The organism is Enterobacter sp. LM3 (assembly GCF_046622475.1).
GTDB lineage: Bacteria > Pseudomonadota > Gammaproteobacteria > Enterobacterales > Enterobacteriaceae > Enterobacter > Enterobacter cloacae_P.
Window position 1 is genome coordinate 123,901 of sequence record NZ_JBJURN010000002.1, and the last position, 18,117, is coordinate 142,017.

Genomic DNA, 18,117 nt, shown 5'->3' on the forward strand with positions numbered 1-18,117 from the left:
TTACTCAGGCGACAGCCTGGCTAACTTTAGGCATGGCGAGACTCAACGCCTGTTGTTCATTCGCCTGTTCATGCAGCAATTCACCGGCAATTTCACCTTCACGCATCACAACGATACGGTCAGCAACGCCAAGCACCTCGGGCAGATCGCTGGAGGCGAACAGCACCGCCACACCGCGTTTTGCCAGTTCATAAATCACGTTATAAATCTCGTGTTTTGCCCCCACATCGATACCGCGCGTCGGCTCATCGAGCAAAATGACCTTCATGTCTTCCGACAACCAGCGGCCTAAAATGGCCTTTTGCTGGTTACCACCGGAAAGATTCATGATCAGTTGCTCAGCACCCGGCGTTTTGATGTTCAGTGAACGAATGTGGTGGTCGGCATTGCTCGATTCCCAGCTGTCGTTGATTAAACATCCCGCCCGAATATATTTACGCCTTGCAGAAATATTGATGTTGTCGCGCACAGAGTGCACCGGAATGATCCCCTCTGCTTTGCGGTCTTCCGGGCAGAGCATCATGCCTGCGTTAATGGCATGAGCAGGCTTCTGAATATCAACCTGTTGTCCGTCAATAGAGACCTGCCCCTGCGTAATACGTGTGCCGCCAAACAAGCCTTTCATCAGCTCACTGCGTCCCGCCCCCACCAGACCAAACAGCCCGACGATTTCACCGCTGCGCACCGATAACGAAATCGGTGTCCGCACGCCAGGTGCTTTCACGTTATCCAGACGCAGGCGTTCAGGACCATATTCACGTGGCTGCCAGTGGTAAATATCCCCCAGCTCACGTCCGACCATCGCCTGAACAAGCTGATCATGGTTAACCTGTTGCATATCAGTAAAGGTGCGCACATAGCGGCCATCCTTAAACACGGTGATGGCATCGCTTAAGGCAAAGATTTCTTCCATACGGTGCGAAACGTACAAAATAATACGGCCTTCCTGACGCAGCTCGCGGATCACGCGGAACAGATTTTCGATTTCACGCGCCGAAAGCGAACTGGTGGGTTCGTCGAAGGCAATGATCTTGGCATTACGTGCCAGCGCCTTGGCAATTTCGACCATCTGCCACTGGCCGATGGAGAGATATTTCAGAGGCGTCTGGGGATCGACATCCAGACCAAGGTGTTTTAACTGCAGCCCCGCTTCATAATTAAGTAGCGAGCGATTAACCACGCCGCTTTTGTGCGGGAGCTGTCCTAAATAGATATTTTCCGCCACGGTCATCTCGGGGATCAGGTGCAGCTCCTGATAGATAATGGCAACCCCGGCGTTTAGCGCCTCTGTAGTATCGGCAAAAGCGACGTCTTCGCCGCGAATGGCCAGCGTTCCGGTCGTTGGCGTGTAGTTGCCACTGAGGATTTTCAACAGCGTGGATTTCCCCGCGCCGTTCTCCCCCATCAGGGCGTGAACCTGGCCGGCATAGCAGTCGAAACTGATATCGGTCAGCGCGTTGACACCGGGGAACGTTTTCCCGATGCCGCGAAAAGAGAGATACGGTAAGGACTGTTGCATAACGTCTCCGTAATTCCTGTAGTGTGTACGTCAGGCCCCTCACGGTGAGTGAGGGGCACAATCACAGCGTATTACTTACCGCCCAGTCCTTTTTTCGCCAGCTCCTCTTTGAAGTTATCGCGGGTGATCAGCACCACGTCGGTCACTTCGGTAAATTTCGGCGGTTCGGCTCCTTTGGTCACCCAGTTGTAGAGCATTTCGCTGGATTTATAGCCATGCACGTCCGGGCTTGGCAGCAGAGAGCCATAGAAACCTGTTGCCTGTGCTTTAGACAGTTCGCTGACGGCATCAACGCCGTTGATACCGATCCCGATAACATCAGGCGCTTTGAAGCCTTGACCTTCCGTTGCACGCACGCCGCCCAGCACGGTGTTGTCATTCATACCGACCACCAGCCAGTGTTTCACCTCTGGATGCTGCACCAGCATGGAGTTCGCCGCGTCAAAAGCCCCCGGGATGTCGTTGGATTTGGTCGGAACTTTATAGATCTGTTTTTCCGGGAAACCGGCTGCTTTCAGTGCGGCCATTGAACCGGAAGTGCGGCGACGCGCGGTGTCCAGCTCATCAGCAGTAATGGCCATCACGGCAGTCTCTTTCACATCCCAGCCGCGTTTTTGCATCTCTTTATAGAGTTCCTGGCCCTGACGTTCGCCGATTTTGGTCGCCGCCATCATCACCAGTGGTACGGTGTCCATCGGTTTGCCTTTGGCATTGACGAACTGATCGTCAACGGCAATGACCTTCATGCCGTAACCACGCGCTTTGGCTGCAATGGCTGACCCCAGTTTTGGATCTGGCGTACAGATAACAAACCCTTTCGCGCCGCTGGCTGCCAGGCTATCAATGGCGTTCAGCGTTTTTTCACCATCCGGCACGGCGATTTTAATCACATCAAAACCTAAATCTTTCCCGGCTTTATCGGCGAATTTCCATTCGGTCTGGAACCAGGGTTCTTCAGGTTGTTTGACCAAAAAACCGAGTTTTAAATTTTCTGCGATAGCGGATTGTGACATAACAGCAGCCAGACCGATGGCCGCCAGCGCTTTAGTAAATTTGTGCATGGTAAACTCCAGCTTTAGCAATCTTTTCTGTAGGGAATATGTGCGTACTTCTTATTTAATCGGACTTAAAACAAGACATTAGCGCTTACCTCGTCATAAGCGTTAGTGCTGGTGATAGTTTTAGCGGGAAATTAATCATCCATAAGAGAGCGCCATCACACCGCAGAATTACAGTAATTGCGTACATAAATTCAGCGAAAAATGACATAAAAATGGCAGTAATTGTCAGACAAATAAAAATACACTGAGCAGAATCATCCATAAGATTAGCTAAGAAATCCCTGAATAGTGGTAACGCCTTCTGGCTCCTCAAATCCTGGTAGTTACGGCACCGCAACTTTCGTCACATCCCCCCTCAGCCGGAAAAATAATGTAAACCCTTGTTCCTTTTTTTCATCTGAAACAAAAATAACCGTGCGCAGGAGCGACCTGGTCGGGTAGTCAATAAAAATGATCTAGCGCAATTTTTAAAGCGAAGAATATATCTGATAACATTAACAGCACTTATTTTTTATTATCATGCAGTGAATAGTGAGAACCTCTACCATTTCCATAAAAACGAAAAATAAAATATATAAAATTATATATTTCAATAAATTACAATAAATCCGCCCACATTCCCTTATTGCAAAACTTCAACTTCATTAAATTTTGTAATGTAGCGTAAAATTATCGAAACCAGGAGTTTTCTTAAAGGAATAACCAGCGTATGCTTGTGGATATCGAACACAGGATGTGAATATTCGAGACCATCCGGAGAAAGAGTAAAACGCTATTCTGTTACCCGCTATCGTGCGTAATGGTGATGCGCGATAGGTATTTCCAGCCTGAAGAGCCAGGTTAAGCAGCTGACTTTGCGTCCCACATAAATAAGGATATTAGTATGGCTACCCAAGCGATGATTCAAAAGCTCAATGCACAGATGAACCTTGAGTTCTATGCCTCAAATTTGCACTTGTACCTGAGTGAATGGTGCTCAGAGAACAGTCTCACCGGTACCGCCACCTTCTTCCGCACCCAGGCACAAAGCAATGTCACACATATGATGCGCGTGTTTGATTTTATGAAAGATTCTGGTGCAAATCCCATTGTGAAAGCGCTGGATGTCATGAACGATGATTACTCTTGTCTGGAAGACCTGTTCCAGAAAACACTGGAAGAGTATGAACAACGCTGCGCAACCCTCAGCAAACTGACCGATGAAGCCAAAGCGCAAAAAGACAGTACCACGCTCAATTTCCTGCGTGATATGGACAAAGAGCAACAACAGGATGGCGTACTGCTAAAAACGCTGGCCAACGAAATCCGCAATGCAAAACGCGCCGGATTATGTCCTGAACAAACCGACAAGCACGTGCTCAACGTCGTTAATTACCAGCATCACTGATTCTGCCGCCTGTACCTGTACCCAGGTGCAGGCAGCCCCACATCCCCCCTCCGCTTTTACTACCAACTCTCTGCTTTTGCTGACTTTTAACAAATCAGATCTTGCTCCCAATGAATAACCTCACAACATGTAATGATTTATTTAGTTACATAATTATTGACGAGGGAGCATCATGATCACCATTGAGTTTATTGTCATTATTCTCTGCCTGCTGGTTGGTACGCGTTTCGGCGGCATGGGGCTTGGGCTGATAAGCGGTATCGGCCTGTTTATTTTAAGTTTTATTTTTGGCCTGCAACCCGGCAAACCACCTGTTGACGTGATGCTGACCATCCTGGCCGTCATTGGCTGTGCGGCCACCTTACAGACCGCTGGTGGTCTGAATGTGATGATGCAATTTGCAGAACGTCTGCTGCGCAAACATCCTCAACACATTACCCTTCTCGCGCCCTTTACCACCTGGATGCTGACCTTTCTGTGCGGAACCGGGCACGTGGTGTACACCATGTTCCCCATTATTGCGGATATCGCGCTGAAAAAAGGGATCCGCCCGGAACGACCAATGGCCGTGGCGTCGGTAGCGTCGCAAATGGCGATCACTGCCTCCCCGGTTTCGGTTGCCGTCGTGTCACTGGTGTCCATCCTGGGTGCGCAACACGGTATCGGCCACGCGTGGGGGATCCTCGAAATTCTCGCCGTATCGGTTCCTGCCTCGCTATTTGGCGTCGCTATTGCCGCATTGTGGAGTTTGCGCCGGGGTAAAGATCTGGCGGATGACCCGGAGTTTCAGGAAAAGCTGAAAGATCCGAAACAGCGCGAGTTTATCTACGGTGGCGCTGAAACGCTGATGAATCAGCGTTTTCCTAAGCAAGCTTACTGGTCAACCTGGATCTTCTTCGCCGGGATTGCCGTTGTTGTCCTCCTGGGGGCACTGCCTGAGCTGCGCCCTGCCTTCGAGGTGAAAGGCAAAATGACAGCGCTGTCGATGAACCTTGTCATACAGATGATGATGCTCATTGCCGGGGCCATTATGCTGATGTCCTGCCAGGTAAAAGCCTCTGCCATTTCTAACGGAGCGGTGTTTAAAGCGGGGATGGTCGCAATCTTCTCGGTGTTTGGCGTCGCGTGGATGAGTGATACGTTTTTCCAGGCACACCTCGACGAGCTAAAAATGGCGCTGGAAGGCGTGGTGAAAAGTCACCCGTGGACGTATGCCATTGTGCTTTTCCTGGTCTCTAAGCTGGTGAACAGCCAGGCGGCGGCGCTCACCGCTGTTGCGCCAATGGGCTTAATGCTGGGAATCGAACCCAAAATGCTGATCGCCTTCTTCCCCGCGTCTTACGGATACTTTGTGCTGCCAACCTACCCAAGCGACCTGGCCTGCATCGGGTTTGACCGTTCAGGTACGACCCGTATCGGCAAATTTATCATCAACCACAGCTTTATTCTGCCAGGGTTGATTGGCGTGAGCTGCGCGTGTGCGGCCAGCTATCTGCTGGTACAAGCCTTCTTCTGACCCTTCTCCGGGCGACAGAGACTGTCGCCCTTTCACGTTGTCTCAGAAAACCAGGTTCAACGTATCAGCCTGTCTCAGTGAGACTCACCCTGCGGAGTGAATCTCAGCTCAATCAGAGCGATGGCTTTCTGGATCGCGCGAAGCGTAACCGGGTCGGCGGCCGCCGGATGACTGGCGAAATCAATGTTTTTCAGTTGGGTGGACATTTTCTCGCGCACTTCAACGGGTGCGATAACATCTAACACATCAAGAATTTGTTTGATAACCAGCTGGCATGCAACGACGTCAGACACCAGTTCCTGATCGGCGCTCAGGTTTTGTGACATGGACTTTCTCCTCATGTAAAGGCCGCCATAGTAGCAAAACGCACGCCCTTTCATCTCCTTCTCATCGCTGATGGGTACAAAAAAACCTGCCAGTGCAGGTTTTTGTCAGAGCATCATCCCCGCCAGACACGTGATTAACCGACAATTGCACGCACAAACGCGTTGATCTCTTTGTCCTGATTGTTTTCAAAGAAACATTGCTGGAAGCGCAAGCCGGAGACGGCAGTTTTCACCAGCTCAGGATCAATTGCACGCAGGGTGTCCAGATAGTTGTCTTTCACCACCGCCGCTTTCACCTGGTTCAGGATCGCAGCATTACGTACCTGTGGTGCTTTGCGCTCTGGCGGATAGCCCTCACCTTTACGGCCAGTGAAGGCTTTTTCGAAGATAAAACGAACATTCAGTTCAGCTCCCCAGCCAAACCCTTTTGCAAACGGCAGGGAAAGCGCGTTACCGTTGTTAATCTGGGCGAACAGGAAAGCGTCAGCTGGATCAATGCAGTAGCCACAGACAACGCCGGGATGGATGTTCAGAGACATCAGTGCGCCCTGGCCTGTACCACACCCCGTCACAACAAAATCAACCGCTTTAGCGTTCAGCAAAATGCTCGCCATAATCCCCAGATGGACATAGGTAAGCGAGTGATCGTTCTCGTCGCTCATCCCCACGTTATAAACCGGGAAGCCTTTTTCATCGGCTACCGTTTTTAACTCAGCAAGGATGCCGGCATTTTTAGCCGCCTGGCTGTTTTCCATCATCAGTGCAATTTTCATCTTGTCTCTCCCGAGTGCGACGCGGGTCAACCCGCCGTAGATACCTTTTGGCACTCACCTTACTATCAAGAAAACCAACTTTCAAATTAAATGAAATTGCGTTTTAAATAAGAAGAATGTGTTCACAATTCTGTTATGCCTCAACGGTCTTCTGGACGTTATTTAAAAGTTAAAAAAATCTGTCATCAGTAGAAACTGTTAGCTAGACTGCAACAAAACACCCTAAAAACCGCCTGGTGAACACCTGTGAATTCGCGCTGCCGGAAGCTTCGCATTCTCTTTTTATTCGGATTAACAGGTCTTCTGCTGATCTGTCCCCCTGCTCTGTGGGCAGCCAAGACCGGAGAACCTGTCCCGGTCTGGATTTATGACGCCAATGATTTTGAATCCTGGCATACACCGCAGGGGGAATTACAGGGGTTCTATCCCGATTTAATTAATGCCATCAATCAAAAAACGGGGATGAATTTACAGCTCAGGCCGCTTTCCGGTGCGGATATCGGTCAACGTTTTGCGCATGATGGCTATGGAGTGTATGCGGGCGTATTACGTACCGAAAAACGAGCCAAAACCAAGATACTCTCGTCACGATTATTTGATAATGAAGTGGTTGCCGCCAGCCTGTCGATGACAGCGGCAACGCCAGAGCAGCTAAGCCATGCCCGTGTGTTGTTCCGTAAAGATGACGCGACGCTCGAAAGCGTGCAACAACGTTATCCCGATCTCAAATTCCGCTCTCTGCGGCTCGTGGACACCAGCGACGAGGCCTTCCGTTTACTGGGTGAACATCAGGCTGATTTTTATATTAATGATGCCACCGAGATGGAAAACACCCAACGCTACTACCTCATTTCGCGACCGTTTTCTGAATTACGTACTCCGGTTGTTCTGGCATTCAGCCCTGAACTCCTGCCCCTGCGTGAACCCATCAACGACATCATTGGCCTCTGGTATCGCAATGGCGAAATGCACAAAATGCTGGAGGAGAGTAAGCGCAATTACCTGCTAAGCCGTATTACGCTGTCGGAAAGTGAACGTGCCTGGATTGCAAATAACCGTCTGCGCATCACCCTGCCTAAAAATGAAAACTTTGCACCGCTAATCTGGCGTGACAGCAAGGGCTACCACGGCACGGCAATGGATATGATTAACGACATGCGTGATTTGTTAGGTATGAAGGTCGATGTCAATTTTGTCGATAATTATTCGAACCTCTCCCGGCAGCAGTGGCCCATCCGGCTGGTTGATATTGCCGACCGGTACAACGAAGAACACACAGAGGGGCGCATTGGCCCGGACATTGCCTGGCATAACGTTTATTACAACCGCATCGACAAGCCATTTTTGTGGGATGAAGAAAGTATCCGAAGCCAGCGTGTAGGCGTGCTGGATGGGTCTTTTGCCGCGAAGTATTTACGCCAGCATTTTGGTAGTGATGTGATAATCGTGCCCCACCGCAGCATTGATGGCCTTATTGATGCAATGGAGGACAATAAAATTGATTATATTCTTGGCGATCTCAGTTCGCTGGAATCAACGCTTCGCGGCAACGAGCTGTTTCGTGGGGTGCTGAAAGTGGCGGGCGTCACCCGCTCCGAGTTTGTCATTGGCCCCTGGGTGGAACCGAACCACCCTCTCTTTCATCTGTTTATGCAGATCCATCGGTTGTCCGAATTCCGCACCCAGATTGAACGTCAGGAAGAGCAGAAATGGTTCCCCGATTTAACCAAAAATACGCTGAAAATTATTAGCCTAATTTTACTGATCGTTGCGCTGTTCAGTATCAGCATGCTCATTATGATGCGCCGCCATATGAGGCAAAGCCGGATTGTTAACCGTAATATGGTGCAGGCGCTGGAGAAGGTAAACCGCGCACATGACGACGAAACCGGTAGCCATATTCAGCGCGTTTCCAGATATTGTGAATTAATGGCGCGCCAACTTGGGCTATCACGGCAAATGATCCGTGAGATAGGACACTTCGCTTCCCTGCATGATGTCGGGAAAATCGCCGTGCCGGATCGCATTCTGCGTAAGCAAGGCCCACTGACCGCCGAAGAGTTTGCTGAGATGAAACTCCACACCGTTAAGGGGTGGCGAATCATTCAGGGGCTTGGGCTGGGAGCAGTTGCAGAAAATATTATCCACTTGCACCATGAAAAATGGGACGGTAGCGGTTATCCCGAGGGGCTGCACGGCGAGCAAATCCCGATTGAGGCTCGCATTCTGGCGCTGGCGGATGTGTATGACGCCCTGAGACAAAAACGGGTGTATAAGCCGAGTTTTACCCACGAGCAGGCCTGCGAAGTGATATTTGAGGGCGCTGGCCGTCATTTTGACCCGCAGCTTATTACACTGTTCCGTAAGCATCATCTTGAGTTCAAAACGATTTTTGACAGTCTTGCCGACTAATCCGGCCCGTTGCAAAGAGAAAGGGCAGATTGTCCGGCTATTCCAGGCATTGCGCCGGACGTCTGCGGGTACGATAACGTATTTCCATTCACTCAGAGTGAACTATGAAAAGAGTATTCGTTGTCGGTACGATCCTGCTGCTCGCGGGGTGTAGCATTAACCGCCAGGCAGAGGTAAGCAGTCTGGACGCACCAAACGGGATAGTCCGCCTTGATTACGGCCAGGCGATACTGCAAAACGCCCAATCCGATGGGTATGTTAATAACGGCACTGCAGCAAAAGCGTGTCAGACCATGGGATATGCCACCGCCTCCGCCTACGGTCAGCCCATTAAAACCTGTACCCTTATTAGCGGGTCTGTGTGTCTGAACGAGACCGTGACTATCCAGTACAAATGCATGGGATATGCCGTTAACCCTAACGCCAAAAATCCGTGGTATTAATCAGCGCTGCCAGTCCTTACTGGCAGTGTATTTAACTAAGAACAAAAATAATTCGCATTAATAAATATAAAAATTGCCAATGCGTTTTATTCCCATTCGTATTTTTAAATAAGCATCTATTTATTTTACTTTTTGCAAATAATTCAATAACAAATTATAGTATCGCTCATCATAAACCAGAAATAATACACCGGAGCTTCACCATGCTGAAAACGGAAATGATCGACAAGCTCAATGCACAAATGAACCTCGAACTTTTTTCATCTCTGCTCTACCAGCAGATGAGCGCCTGGTGCAGCTATCACAGTTTTGAAGGTGCAGCCGCGTTTCTGCGTCGTCACGCCCAGGAAGAGATGACGCACATGCAGCGTCTGTTTGCTTATCTGACCGATACGGGCAGCCTGCCGCGCATCGAAACCGTAGCGTCACCATTTGCTGAATACGGTTCGCTCGATGAACTGTTCCGCGCCACCTACGAGCACGAGCAGCTGATCACCCAGAAAATTAATGAGCTGGTTCATGCCGCAATGACCAGCCAGGATTATCCGACCTTTAATTTCCTGCAGTGGTATGTTGCTGAGCAACACGAAGAAGAAAAACTGTTTAAATCCGTACTGGACAAACTCTCTCTGGCCGGTAAATCAGGTGAAGGTCTTTACTTTATCGATAAAGAACTTTCTACCCTCGACACCCAGAATTAATTCCCTCACGGTGCTGATCCTTCAGCACCGTTTTATTTTAATGGCGGCAGATTTTACTTTCGTGCGTCGAAAACCCGTCCGTCGCCGGAATAAATTTTCCGCGCGCCGCCAGAAATGCCACCAGTTCCACCGCAGTCATATCTGCAGCTGAACAGGTATGAAAACGCGCCGTTTCACCAAAGCGTGCATGAATAGCCTCAACCAGACTGTGTTCCGTGTATTGCTCGCCCGACTCAATCATCATATTGAGCACGTCGTGTCCATGAATTGACATTGTCATCCCCTCTGAAAAAACAAGCAGACTAAACGCTCGTCCCGAAGCACGCTTTGCGCTGGCGCAGGTTTATCTCTCCCCAATCGCCAAAGATTCGTAAACAATTAATTACACCAGTTGTAACGGTGATTTGACGAGGTATGACTTTTCCCTTACTCTGCGCCGCAGATTTTGTCGCGGTTGAGAGTCGTTGTAGAGGAAAGCGTGAAAAACAGAACACTGGGAAGTATTTTTATCGTCGCCGGAACGACGATTGGCGCAGGAATGCTGGCAATGCCGTTGGCGGCCGCAGGCGTCGGATTTAGTGTGACATTGCTGCTGCTCGGCACGCTCTGGGCTTTGATGTGCTATACCGCACTGCTGCTGCTCGAAGTTTATCAGCACGTGCCTGCCGATACCGGATTGGGTTCACTTGCCGCGCGCTATCTGGGGCGCTACGGCCAGTGGGTCACCGGCTTTAGCATGATGTTCCTGATGTACGCTCTGACCGCAGCCTATATCAGCGGAGCCGGGGAATTGATCGCCTCCAGCGTCAACGACTGGTTCGGCTCTGACATCACACCGGCGACGGGTGCCATCTTCTTTGCGCTCATTGGCGGTGGCGTGGTCTGTGTCGGCACCTCGCTGGTCGACCTGTTTAACCGTTTTCTGTTCAGTGCCAAAATTCTCTTTCTGATTGTCATGCTGGTTCTGCTGGCACCACATGTTCACAAAATTAACCTGCTGACGCTGCCGCTGGAAAAAGGACTGGCGCTCTCCGCCATTCCGGTGATTTTCACCTCATTTGGTTTCCACGGTAGCGTGCCGAGCATTGTCAGCTATATGAATGGCGACATTCGCAAACTTCGCCGCGTCTTTGTCATCGGGAGTGCCATTCCACTGATTGCCTATATTTTCTGGCAACTGGTGACGCTGGGCAGTATTGACGCGTCGACCTTCACTGGCCTGATGGCGGAACACGCCGGTCTGAATGGTTTCCTGCTGGCACTGCGTGAGGTAGTGACCTCTCCGCACGTTGAGCTGGCGGTGCATCTGTTTGCCGACCTGGCGCTGGCGACCTCGTTCCTGGGCGTGGCACTCGGTCTGTTTGATTATCTGGCCGATCTGTTCCAGCGTCGCAATACCGTCACCGGACGTTTACAGACGGGTGCCATCACCTTCCTGCCTCCGCTGGCCTTTGCATTGTTTTATCCGCGTGGGTTTGTGATGGCGCTGGGGTATGCGGGCGTGGCGTTATCCGTCCTTGCCCTGCTGCTCCCTTCCCTTCTGGCATGGAAGAGTCGCCAACAGCATCCTCAACAAGGGTATCGCGTTGCCGGCGGGAAACCTCTGCTGTGTATAGTATTTGGCTGTGGGGTCGTGGTTATTCTGGTGCAGATGTTAATTGCGGCAGGGATGTTACCGGAAGTGGGTTAAGGAAAAGGGGCTATCAGTAGCCCCTTTTTTATCAGTGCAAGCAACAGCTCTTAAATTTCTTTCCGCTGCCGCACGGACACGGATCGTTACGCCCGACCTTCGTTCCATTAACAACTGGCTTTTTCGCTTCCGGCTGCTGCGGGTTAGCCACCCAGTAGTTATACAAACGCAGTGCCGCAGGCTGGATGCTCTCGATACTGGCTTTGTATTCCTCTTCGGTCAGTTCATCCAGCTTCTCGCCATTCCCCTCTGTACCGTGCAGCGCAATAGCGTCCAGGTCGGCCTTCAGTTCTTCCGGCAATGCTGACCAGTCTGTCAGTGCCACGCCGCGCATGTAGCCATAGCACCACTCTTCAACGACGGTGTAACTCTGACCGTCAACGTCGTTATAACCAAACATCGGCTCAAACTGTTCCGGGTATTCGCTCAGGCGCTCAGCAATATCGTTCATATGCTTAAAGCAGAGATCGATAAAACGGTTCATTTCACGATCGTTCTTCCAGCGCGGAATGTACTTTTCGCCACCCCATACCGCCACCAGCCAGGCATCTGGCTCAACCACAACGGGGCCGGAAAGCACTGCAGTAAGCATGCCGTCGAGTTCGGACACGTCAATCACGGACGCATCGTCATGACCGTAGGACATTAACGTCTCTTCCAGCCACTCCATTTCACTTTCATTTAACGGGCCTTCAGTCATTGCTGACACTCCTGATAAAAAAGGAAAGATCCTGACACATATCGCCGCCTGTGCCTATCTGAAGTTTAGGTCTTTATTGCTGCAAAAACGTGCAAATCGTGACCCTTGCACAACTTATGGGCTTTATTGTTAATGAGATGTGATCTCCGCTGTAATTTCAGGCCGTTCCGCAAGGCTGCATAAAACGGCGCTCTATACTCAAACATGTCGCAACCCAGTCAATGGGTTAGCCATTCTGGCAACCATTTTGCTTAATGTTCTGTGCGCTTCACCGCGCAAGGAAACCTCGCCGTATTAAGCAGGATGTTGTCTGGAGCTCGTTATTTTGTTCTCGCTCTTGCTTCTGGATTGGCTGCACCGCCGGACGTTCGGATTTTTACCGTGGTGCAAAAACCTCTTTGCTAAGGAACATAATGATGTCGCTGAAACTTATCAGAAGTCCTCTTTCTCTTGTATTGGCCGGTTGTCTGGCCACGGCATTTTCCGCCCAGGCCGATATTGTGATTGGTGTGGCCGGGCCGTTTACTGGCCCCAATGCCACCTATGGCGATCAATACTGGCACGGCGCAACGCAGGCCGCTGAAGACATTAACGCCGCAGGAGGGATCAACGGTGAAAAGATTAAACTGGTTCAGGGGGATGATGCCTGCGAGCCTAAACAAGCCGTCGCGGTCGCCAACCGTCTGGTCGACCAGGAAAAAGTCAACGCGGTTGTCGGCCATTTCTGCTCCTCATCCACCATGCCCGCCTCTGAGGTGTATAGCGATGCGGGCATTATTACCATCACCCCCGGCTCAACCAACCCACTGATCACCGAACGTGGCATGAGCGATATGTTCCGCATGTGTGGCCGCGATGATCAGCAGGGCCAGGTCGCCAGTGATTTCATCATCGACAAGCTGAAAGCCAAACGCGTGGTGATCATCCACGATAAAGACACGTACGGCCAGGGTCTGGCGGATGCCACCAAAGCCGCGCTGGCAAAACGCGGTGTCCAGGATGTGATGTACGAGGGGTTATCACGCGGGGAAAAAGACTTTAACGCGCTGGTCACTAAAATTGGGGCGCAAAAGCCGGACGTGGTGTTCTTCGGCGGCTGTCACCCGGAGGCAGGCCCACTGGTTCGCCAGATGCGCGAACAGGGCGTGCAGGCGAAGTTCTTCTCCGGTGACTGTATTGTCAACGAAGAGATGGTGACCGCGGCGGGCGGCCCGCAATACACCAACGGTATCTATATGACCTTTGGTAAAGATCCGCGACTGATCCCGGACGGTAAGGCCGTTATCGAGAAATTCCGCGCGGGTAAATTCGAACCGGAAGGTTATACCCTCTACTCCTACGCTTCAGTTCAGGCGATTGCTGCCGCCTTTAAGGCCACGGGTGGCAAGGACTCGGCCAAAGCCAGCGAATGGCTGAAAGCCAATTCCGTCGATACGGTGATGGGCAAAAAAGCCTGGGACGGCAAAGGTGACCTGAAAGTCTCTGACTACGTGGTGTATCAGTGGGACGACAAAGGGAAATATAAGGAAGTGCAGTAACGGGACGGAGTCACGCTCAACGTCGGCAGGTTCGCCTGTCGACGCGTAATAAACACCAGGCTGCGCGCAAGGCGCGGCCTCAAAACACGAGCGCGCGATGATGAGTACATTCTTCCTGCAACAGTTAGTCAATGGCTTAACGCTGGGTTCCGTCTACGGATTAATCGCCATCGGCTATACGATGGTGTATGGCATCATTGGTATGATTAATTTCGCCCACGGCGAAGTGTATATGATCTCCGCCTATCTCTGTGCCATTGGCCTGGCGCTGCTGTCATTCTTCGGCCTGCAGTCATTCCCCCTGCTGATCCTCGGCACGCTGGTCTTCACCATTGTGGTAACCGGTGTCTACGGCTGGACTATCGAGCGCATTGCCTATAAACCGCTACGTAACTCCACCCGTCTTGCCCCGCTAATCTCCGCCATTGGGATGTCGCTTATCCTGCAAAACTATGCGCAGTTAAGCCAGGGGCCGCGCCAGCAAGGGGTGCCTACCATGCTGGATGGTGTATTCCGCGTGCATCTGGGTGAAGGTTTTGTCCAGATAACCTACACCAAAATTTTTATTCTGGTCGCCTCGTTCGCGGGAATGCTGCTGCTCACCTGGATAATCAGCAATACCCGCCTTGGACGGATGTGTCGGGCGGTACAGCAGGATCGCAAAATGGCCTCCATTCTGGGCATTAACACCGACAGGATTATTTCCCTGGTGTTTGTCATCGGTGCGGCGATGGCCGGACTGGCGGGTGTGTTAATCACCATGAACTACGGCACCTTTGATTTTTATGTCGGGTTTGTCATTGGCATCAAGGCCTTTACGGCGGCGGTGCTCGGCGGCATTGGCTCCCTGCCAGGCGCGATGCTCGGCGGGCTGATTCTGGGCGTAGCAGAAGCACAATTCTCCGGCATGGTGAACTCGGATTATAAAGATGTGTTCTCGTTTGGATTACTGGTCATGATCCTGATTTTCCGTCCCCAGGGGCTGCTTGGTCGGCCCATCGTGGCCAAAGTGTGAGGGAGAAAGCAATGAGATCACGCGCGGTTTCGACTGATGGTTTCTCTCTTAAACGCTGCATTCTGGACGCCATTTTTTCCGGGCTGGTTGCATTGATTATTTTCGGCCCTATCGCAGGCGTGGTGCTGGACGGATACAGCTTTAACTTTGCCGGGCAGCGGCTGGCGTGGATGGTCGGCATCGTTATGCTGGGGCGTTTTCTGCTGAGCGCCTTTTTAGGTACTCCCGCTGGCGCACGCTTCCAGGCACGTTTTGACGCTGACAGCGCGGGCGTTTATGTCCGGCCACCGGAATACAAGAGCCGCATGCGCTGGATAATCCCCCTGATCATCGCGCTGGCGATCTGTTTTCCCTTTGTCGCCACCAAATATGTGCTGACGGTTGCCATTCTCGGGCTGATCTATGTTCTTCTTGGTCTGGGACTGAATATCGTTGTGGGTCTGGCGGGGTTATTGGATCTGGGTTATGTCGCCTTTTATGCCATTGGCGCGTACGGTCTGGCGCTGGGGTATCAGTATCTGGGATTAGGGTTCTGGAGCATGTTGCCGCTGGCGGCGCTGATGGCCGCCGCCGCGGGTGCCTTGCTTGGTTTCCCGGTGCTGCGTATGCATGGTGACTATCTGGCTATTGTGACGCTCGGGTTCGGAGAAATTATCCGCCTGATCCTGAACAACTGGCTGGCCTTTACCGGCGGTCCTAACGGCGTCTCGGCTCCTCCTCCCACCTTCTTCGGTCTCGAGTTTGGCCGGCGCGCTAAAGAAGGCGGCGTGCCGTTTCACGAATTTTTCCACCTGACATATAACCCGAACATGAAGTTTATCTTTATCTACGCGGTACTGTTTCTGGTGGTGCTGCTGGTGCTTTACATCAAGCACCGTCTGACGCGCATGCCGATTGGCCGGGCATGGGAGGCACTACGGGAAGATGAAATTGCCTGTCGTTCAATGGGGTTAAATCATGTTCTGGTCAAGCTCTCAGCCTTTACGCTGGGCGCATCAACGGCCGGGATTGCAGGCGTATTCTTCGCCACCTGGCAGGGGTTTGTGAACCCGACCTCGTTCACCTTTTTTGAATCCGCACTGATCCTCGCCATCGTGGTGCTGGGCGGGATGGGGTCAACGCTGGGCGTCGTGCTGGCAGCTTTTGTGCTTACCGTCACACCGGAACTTCTGCGTAGCTTTGCAGAGTACCGCGTCTTGCTGTTTGGCATGTTGATGGTGGTGATGATGATCTGGCGTCCACGCGGATTGATCCGCATTAACCGCAGCGGGTTTGCCGTGCGTAAGGGTGTTGCACCATGAACGGAACGATATTATGCGTTGAACACCTGATGATGCATTTTGGCGGTATTAAGGCATTAAACGACGTTAATCTTGAGGTGCAGCGTGGATCGATTACGGCGCTTATTGGTCCAAACGGTGCGGGAAAAACGACCGTGTTTAACTGCCTGACCGGCTTCTATAAAGCGTCTGGCGGCAGCATATTATTCAATACGCGAAGTCAAACCACCAACGTCATTCAGGTGCTTGGACAAAAATTCCAGTCAGGCGACTGGGTAAACCCCGCGCAGTTCGGGAAACGTCTTTTCTACAAAATGTTCGGCGGTACCCATCTTGTGAATCGCGCGGGGCTTGCGCGCACCTTCCAGAACATCCGCCTTTTTCGCGAAATGTCGGTCGTTGAAAATCTGCTGGTCGCGCAGCATATGCGCGTTAATCGTAATCTGCTGGCCGGTGTGCTGAATACACCGGCTTACCGGCGGGCGGAAAGTGATGCACTGGACAGGGCATTTTACTGGCTGGAGGTGGTGGATCTGGTGGATTGCGCGAATCGTCTGGCGGGAGAGATGTCGTATGGCCAACAGCGGCGTCTGGAGATCGCGCGGGCGATGTGCACCAGGCCGGAGATGATCTGTCTGGATGAACCCGCCGCCGGGCTGAACCCGGTTGAAACGCGTAAGCTGAGTAACATCATCCGTTTTCTGCGCGACCACCACGACATCACGGTATTACTGATTGAGCATGATATGGGAATGGTGATGGAGATTTCGGACAATATTATCGTACTCGACCACGGTGACGTCATTGCCCAGGGCAAGCCAGAGCAGATCCAGCATGATGAAAAAGTGATTGCCGCCTATCTGGGTACCGATGAAAGCGAGGTCAATTTATGAGTGAACCGATGCTGGCATTTCGCGACGTGGATGTGTTCTACGGCGTGATCCAGGCGTTGAAGCAGGTCTCCCTGGAAGTTAATAAAGGCGAAACCGTGGCGCTGATTGGTGCTAACGGTGCGGGCAAATCGACATTACTGATGTCTATTTTTGGGCAACCCCGTATCCGTAGCGGGCAGATCCTTTTTTGCGGGGAGGATATCAGCCATAAATCCACCCACTATGTCGCTTCCGGCGGCATCGCGCAGGCTCCTGAAGGTCGGCGTATTTTCCCGGATATGACCGTTGAAGAGAATCTGCTGATGGGAACCATCCCAATCGGGGACCAGCATGCCACCAGTGATATGCAAAGCATGTTCGACCTGTTTCCGCGCCTCAAAGAGCGTCGCAAACAGCGCGCCATGACCATGTCCGGCGGAGAGCAACAAATGCTGGCGATCGCCCGTGCATTAATGGGCCGCCCGAAGCTGCTGTTGCTGGATGAACCCAGCCTGGGCCTGGCTCCGATTGTAGTGAAACAGATCTTCCAGACGCTGCGTGAGCTGGCCCGCAATGGAATGACCATTTTTCTGGTGGAGCAGAATGCGCACCACGCGCTGAAGCTGTCCAATCGTGGGTATGTCATGGTGAACGGTCAGATTCGACTAAGTGGCAGCGGCGAAGAACTACTGGGAAATCAGGAGGTGAGGAAAGCGTATCTGGGAGGGGTTTAATTGCGAAGCTGAAACCCTGCAGCGTAAAATGAATCACCAGGCAATCTCAGTAAGTCACTCTCTGTAATATGAGATTCTTTTTGAACACTGTTCTTTTAGTATGTGATGTTTTATGTCACCTGTCGCAGATCTTCATAAGACAGATTAAAA

The 18,117-nt window shown here is 51.6% G+C and carries 17 protein-coding genes; 11 read left to right on the plus strand and 6 right to left on the minus strand.

Going from position 1 to position 18,117, the window contains the following annotated elements; genetic code table 11:
- Nucleotides 1-4: 4 nt before the first annotated feature.
- Nucleotides 5-1,519 (minus strand): L-arabinose ABC transporter ATP-binding protein AraG, encoded by a 1,515-nt coding sequence (gene araG / locus ACJ9N4_RS02705; protein ID WP_182271856.1) that lies wholly within the window; start codon nucleotides 1,517-1,519, stop codon nucleotides 5-7.
- Nucleotides 1,520-1,590: 71 nt separating this feature from the next.
- Nucleotides 1,591-2,580: an arabinose ABC transporter substrate-binding protein AraF gene (gene araF / locus ACJ9N4_RS02710; protein ID WP_182271857.1), complete on the minus strand. Its 990-nt coding sequence runs from the start codon at nucleotides 2,578-2,580 to the stop codon at nucleotides 1,591-1,593.
- 883 nt (nucleotides 2,581-3,463) lie between these two features.
- On the opposite strand from araF, the gene ACJ9N4_RS02715 reads away from it, so the two are divergent.
- Nucleotides 3,464-3,967: a non-heme ferritin-like protein gene (locus ACJ9N4_RS02715; RefSeq protein WP_182271858.1), complete on the plus strand. Its 504-nt coding sequence runs from the start codon at nucleotides 3,464-3,466 to the stop codon at nucleotides 3,965-3,967.
- A gap of 172 nt (nucleotides 3,968-4,139) precedes the next feature.
- Complete coding sequence (locus ACJ9N4_RS02720) at nucleotides 4,140-5,483, plus strand: anaerobic C4-dicarboxylate transporter (protein WP_182271859.1); 1,344 nt, start codon at nucleotides 4,140-4,142, stop codon at nucleotides 5,481-5,483.
- Nucleotides 5,484-5,557: 74 nt separating this feature from the next.
- Here ACJ9N4_RS02720 and ACJ9N4_RS02725 read toward each other — a convergent pair whose 3' ends face one another.
- Entirely contained in the window at nucleotides 5,558-5,809 is a 252-nt protein-coding gene (locus ACJ9N4_RS02725) for a DUF2766 family protein (protein WP_008500405.1), read from the minus strand.
- A 134-nt stretch (nucleotides 5,810-5,943) separates the two neighbouring features.
- Nucleotides 5,944-6,582: an RpiB/LacA/LacB family sugar-phosphate isomerase gene (locus tag ACJ9N4_RS02730; protein WP_182919865.1), complete on the minus strand. Its 639-nt coding sequence runs from the start codon at nucleotides 6,580-6,582 to the stop codon at nucleotides 5,944-5,946.
- A gap of 246 nt (nucleotides 6,583-6,828) precedes the next feature.
- Between ACJ9N4_RS02730 and ACJ9N4_RS02735 the strand changes: the two genes are divergently transcribed.
- The 3 genes from ACJ9N4_RS02735 to ftnA all read left to right on the plus strand — a co-directional run bounded on the left by ACJ9N4_RS02735 (nucleotide 6,829) and on the right by ftnA (nucleotide 10,138).
- A complete protein-coding gene (locus ACJ9N4_RS02735; RefSeq protein WP_182919864.1) occupies nucleotides 6,829-8,994 on the plus strand; it encodes an HD domain-containing phosphohydrolase in 2,166 nt (721 codons plus the stop codon).
- A 104-nt stretch (nucleotides 8,995-9,098) separates the two neighbouring features.
- The gene (gene yecR / locus ACJ9N4_RS02740; protein ID WP_182271862.1) at nucleotides 9,099-9,437 is read left to right on the plus strand and encodes a YecR family lipoprotein; all 339 of its coding nucleotides are present in this window, start codon (nucleotides 9,099-9,101) and stop codon (nucleotides 9,435-9,437) included.
- Nucleotides 9,438-9,640: 203 nt separating this feature from the next.
- A complete protein-coding gene (gene ftnA, locus ACJ9N4_RS02745) occupies nucleotides 9,641-10,138 on the plus strand; it encodes a non-heme ferritin (RefSeq protein WP_182271863.1) in 498 nt (165 codons plus the stop codon).
- 37 nt (nucleotides 10,139-10,175) lie between these two features.
- On the opposite strand, the gene ACJ9N4_RS02750 is transcribed toward ftnA, so the two are convergent.
- Nucleotides 10,176-10,412, minus strand: a complete 237-nt coding sequence (locus ACJ9N4_RS02750; RefSeq protein ID WP_182919863.1) for a YecH family metal-binding protein — start codon at nucleotides 10,410-10,412, stop codon at nucleotides 10,176-10,178.
- 204 nt (nucleotides 10,413-10,616) lie between these two features.
- Here ACJ9N4_RS02750 and tyrP point away from each other — a divergent pair, with 204 nt between their 5' ends.
- The gene (gene tyrP / locus ACJ9N4_RS02755) at nucleotides 10,617-11,828 is read left to right on the plus strand and encodes a tyrosine transporter TyrP (protein WP_182919862.1); all 1,212 of its coding nucleotides are present in this window, start codon (nucleotides 10,617-10,619) and stop codon (nucleotides 11,826-11,828) included.
- 31 nt (nucleotides 11,829-11,859) lie between these two features.
- On the opposite strand, the gene ACJ9N4_RS02760 is transcribed toward tyrP, so the two are convergent.
- Nucleotides 11,860-12,528 (minus strand): YecA family protein, encoded by a 669-nt coding sequence (locus ACJ9N4_RS02760; RefSeq protein WP_182919861.1) that lies wholly within the window; start codon nucleotides 12,526-12,528, stop codon nucleotides 11,860-11,862.
- Nucleotides 12,529-12,944: 416 nt separating this feature from the next.
- Between ACJ9N4_RS02760 and ACJ9N4_RS02765 the strand changes: the two genes are divergently transcribed.
- The 5 genes from ACJ9N4_RS02765 to ACJ9N4_RS02785 all read left to right on the plus strand — a co-directional run bounded on the left by ACJ9N4_RS02765 (nucleotide 12,945) and on the right by ACJ9N4_RS02785 (nucleotide 17,967).
- Complete coding sequence (locus tag ACJ9N4_RS02765) at nucleotides 12,945-14,066, plus strand: branched-chain amino acid ABC transporter substrate-binding protein (protein ID WP_182274533.1); 1,122 nt, start codon at nucleotides 12,945-12,947, stop codon at nucleotides 14,064-14,066.
- 100 nt (nucleotides 14,067-14,166) lie between these two features.
- The gene (locus tag ACJ9N4_RS02770) at nucleotides 14,167-15,081 is read left to right on the plus strand and encodes an ABC transporter permease subunit (RefSeq protein WP_182274534.1); all 915 of its coding nucleotides are present in this window, start codon (nucleotides 14,167-14,169) and stop codon (nucleotides 15,079-15,081) included.
- 11 nt (nucleotides 15,082-15,092) lie between these two features.
- Nucleotides 15,093-16,382: a high-affinity branched-chain amino acid ABC transporter permease LivM gene (livM, locus tag ACJ9N4_RS02775; RefSeq protein WP_182271867.1), complete on the plus strand. Its 1,290-nt coding sequence runs from the start codon at nucleotides 15,093-15,095 to the stop codon at nucleotides 16,380-16,382.
- Nucleotides 16,379-17,254, plus strand: a complete 876-nt coding sequence (locus ACJ9N4_RS02780) for an ABC transporter ATP-binding protein (RefSeq protein WP_411500222.1) — start codon at nucleotides 16,379-16,381, stop codon at nucleotides 17,252-17,254. Before livM ends, ACJ9N4_RS02780 begins: the two co-directional genes overlap by 4 nt.
- A complete protein-coding gene (locus ACJ9N4_RS02785; RefSeq protein WP_411500223.1) occupies nucleotides 17,251-17,967 on the plus strand; it encodes an ABC transporter ATP-binding protein in 717 nt (238 codons plus the stop codon). Before ACJ9N4_RS02780 ends, ACJ9N4_RS02785 begins: the two co-directional genes overlap by 4 nt.
- Nucleotides 17,968-18,117: the final 150 nt, after the last annotated feature.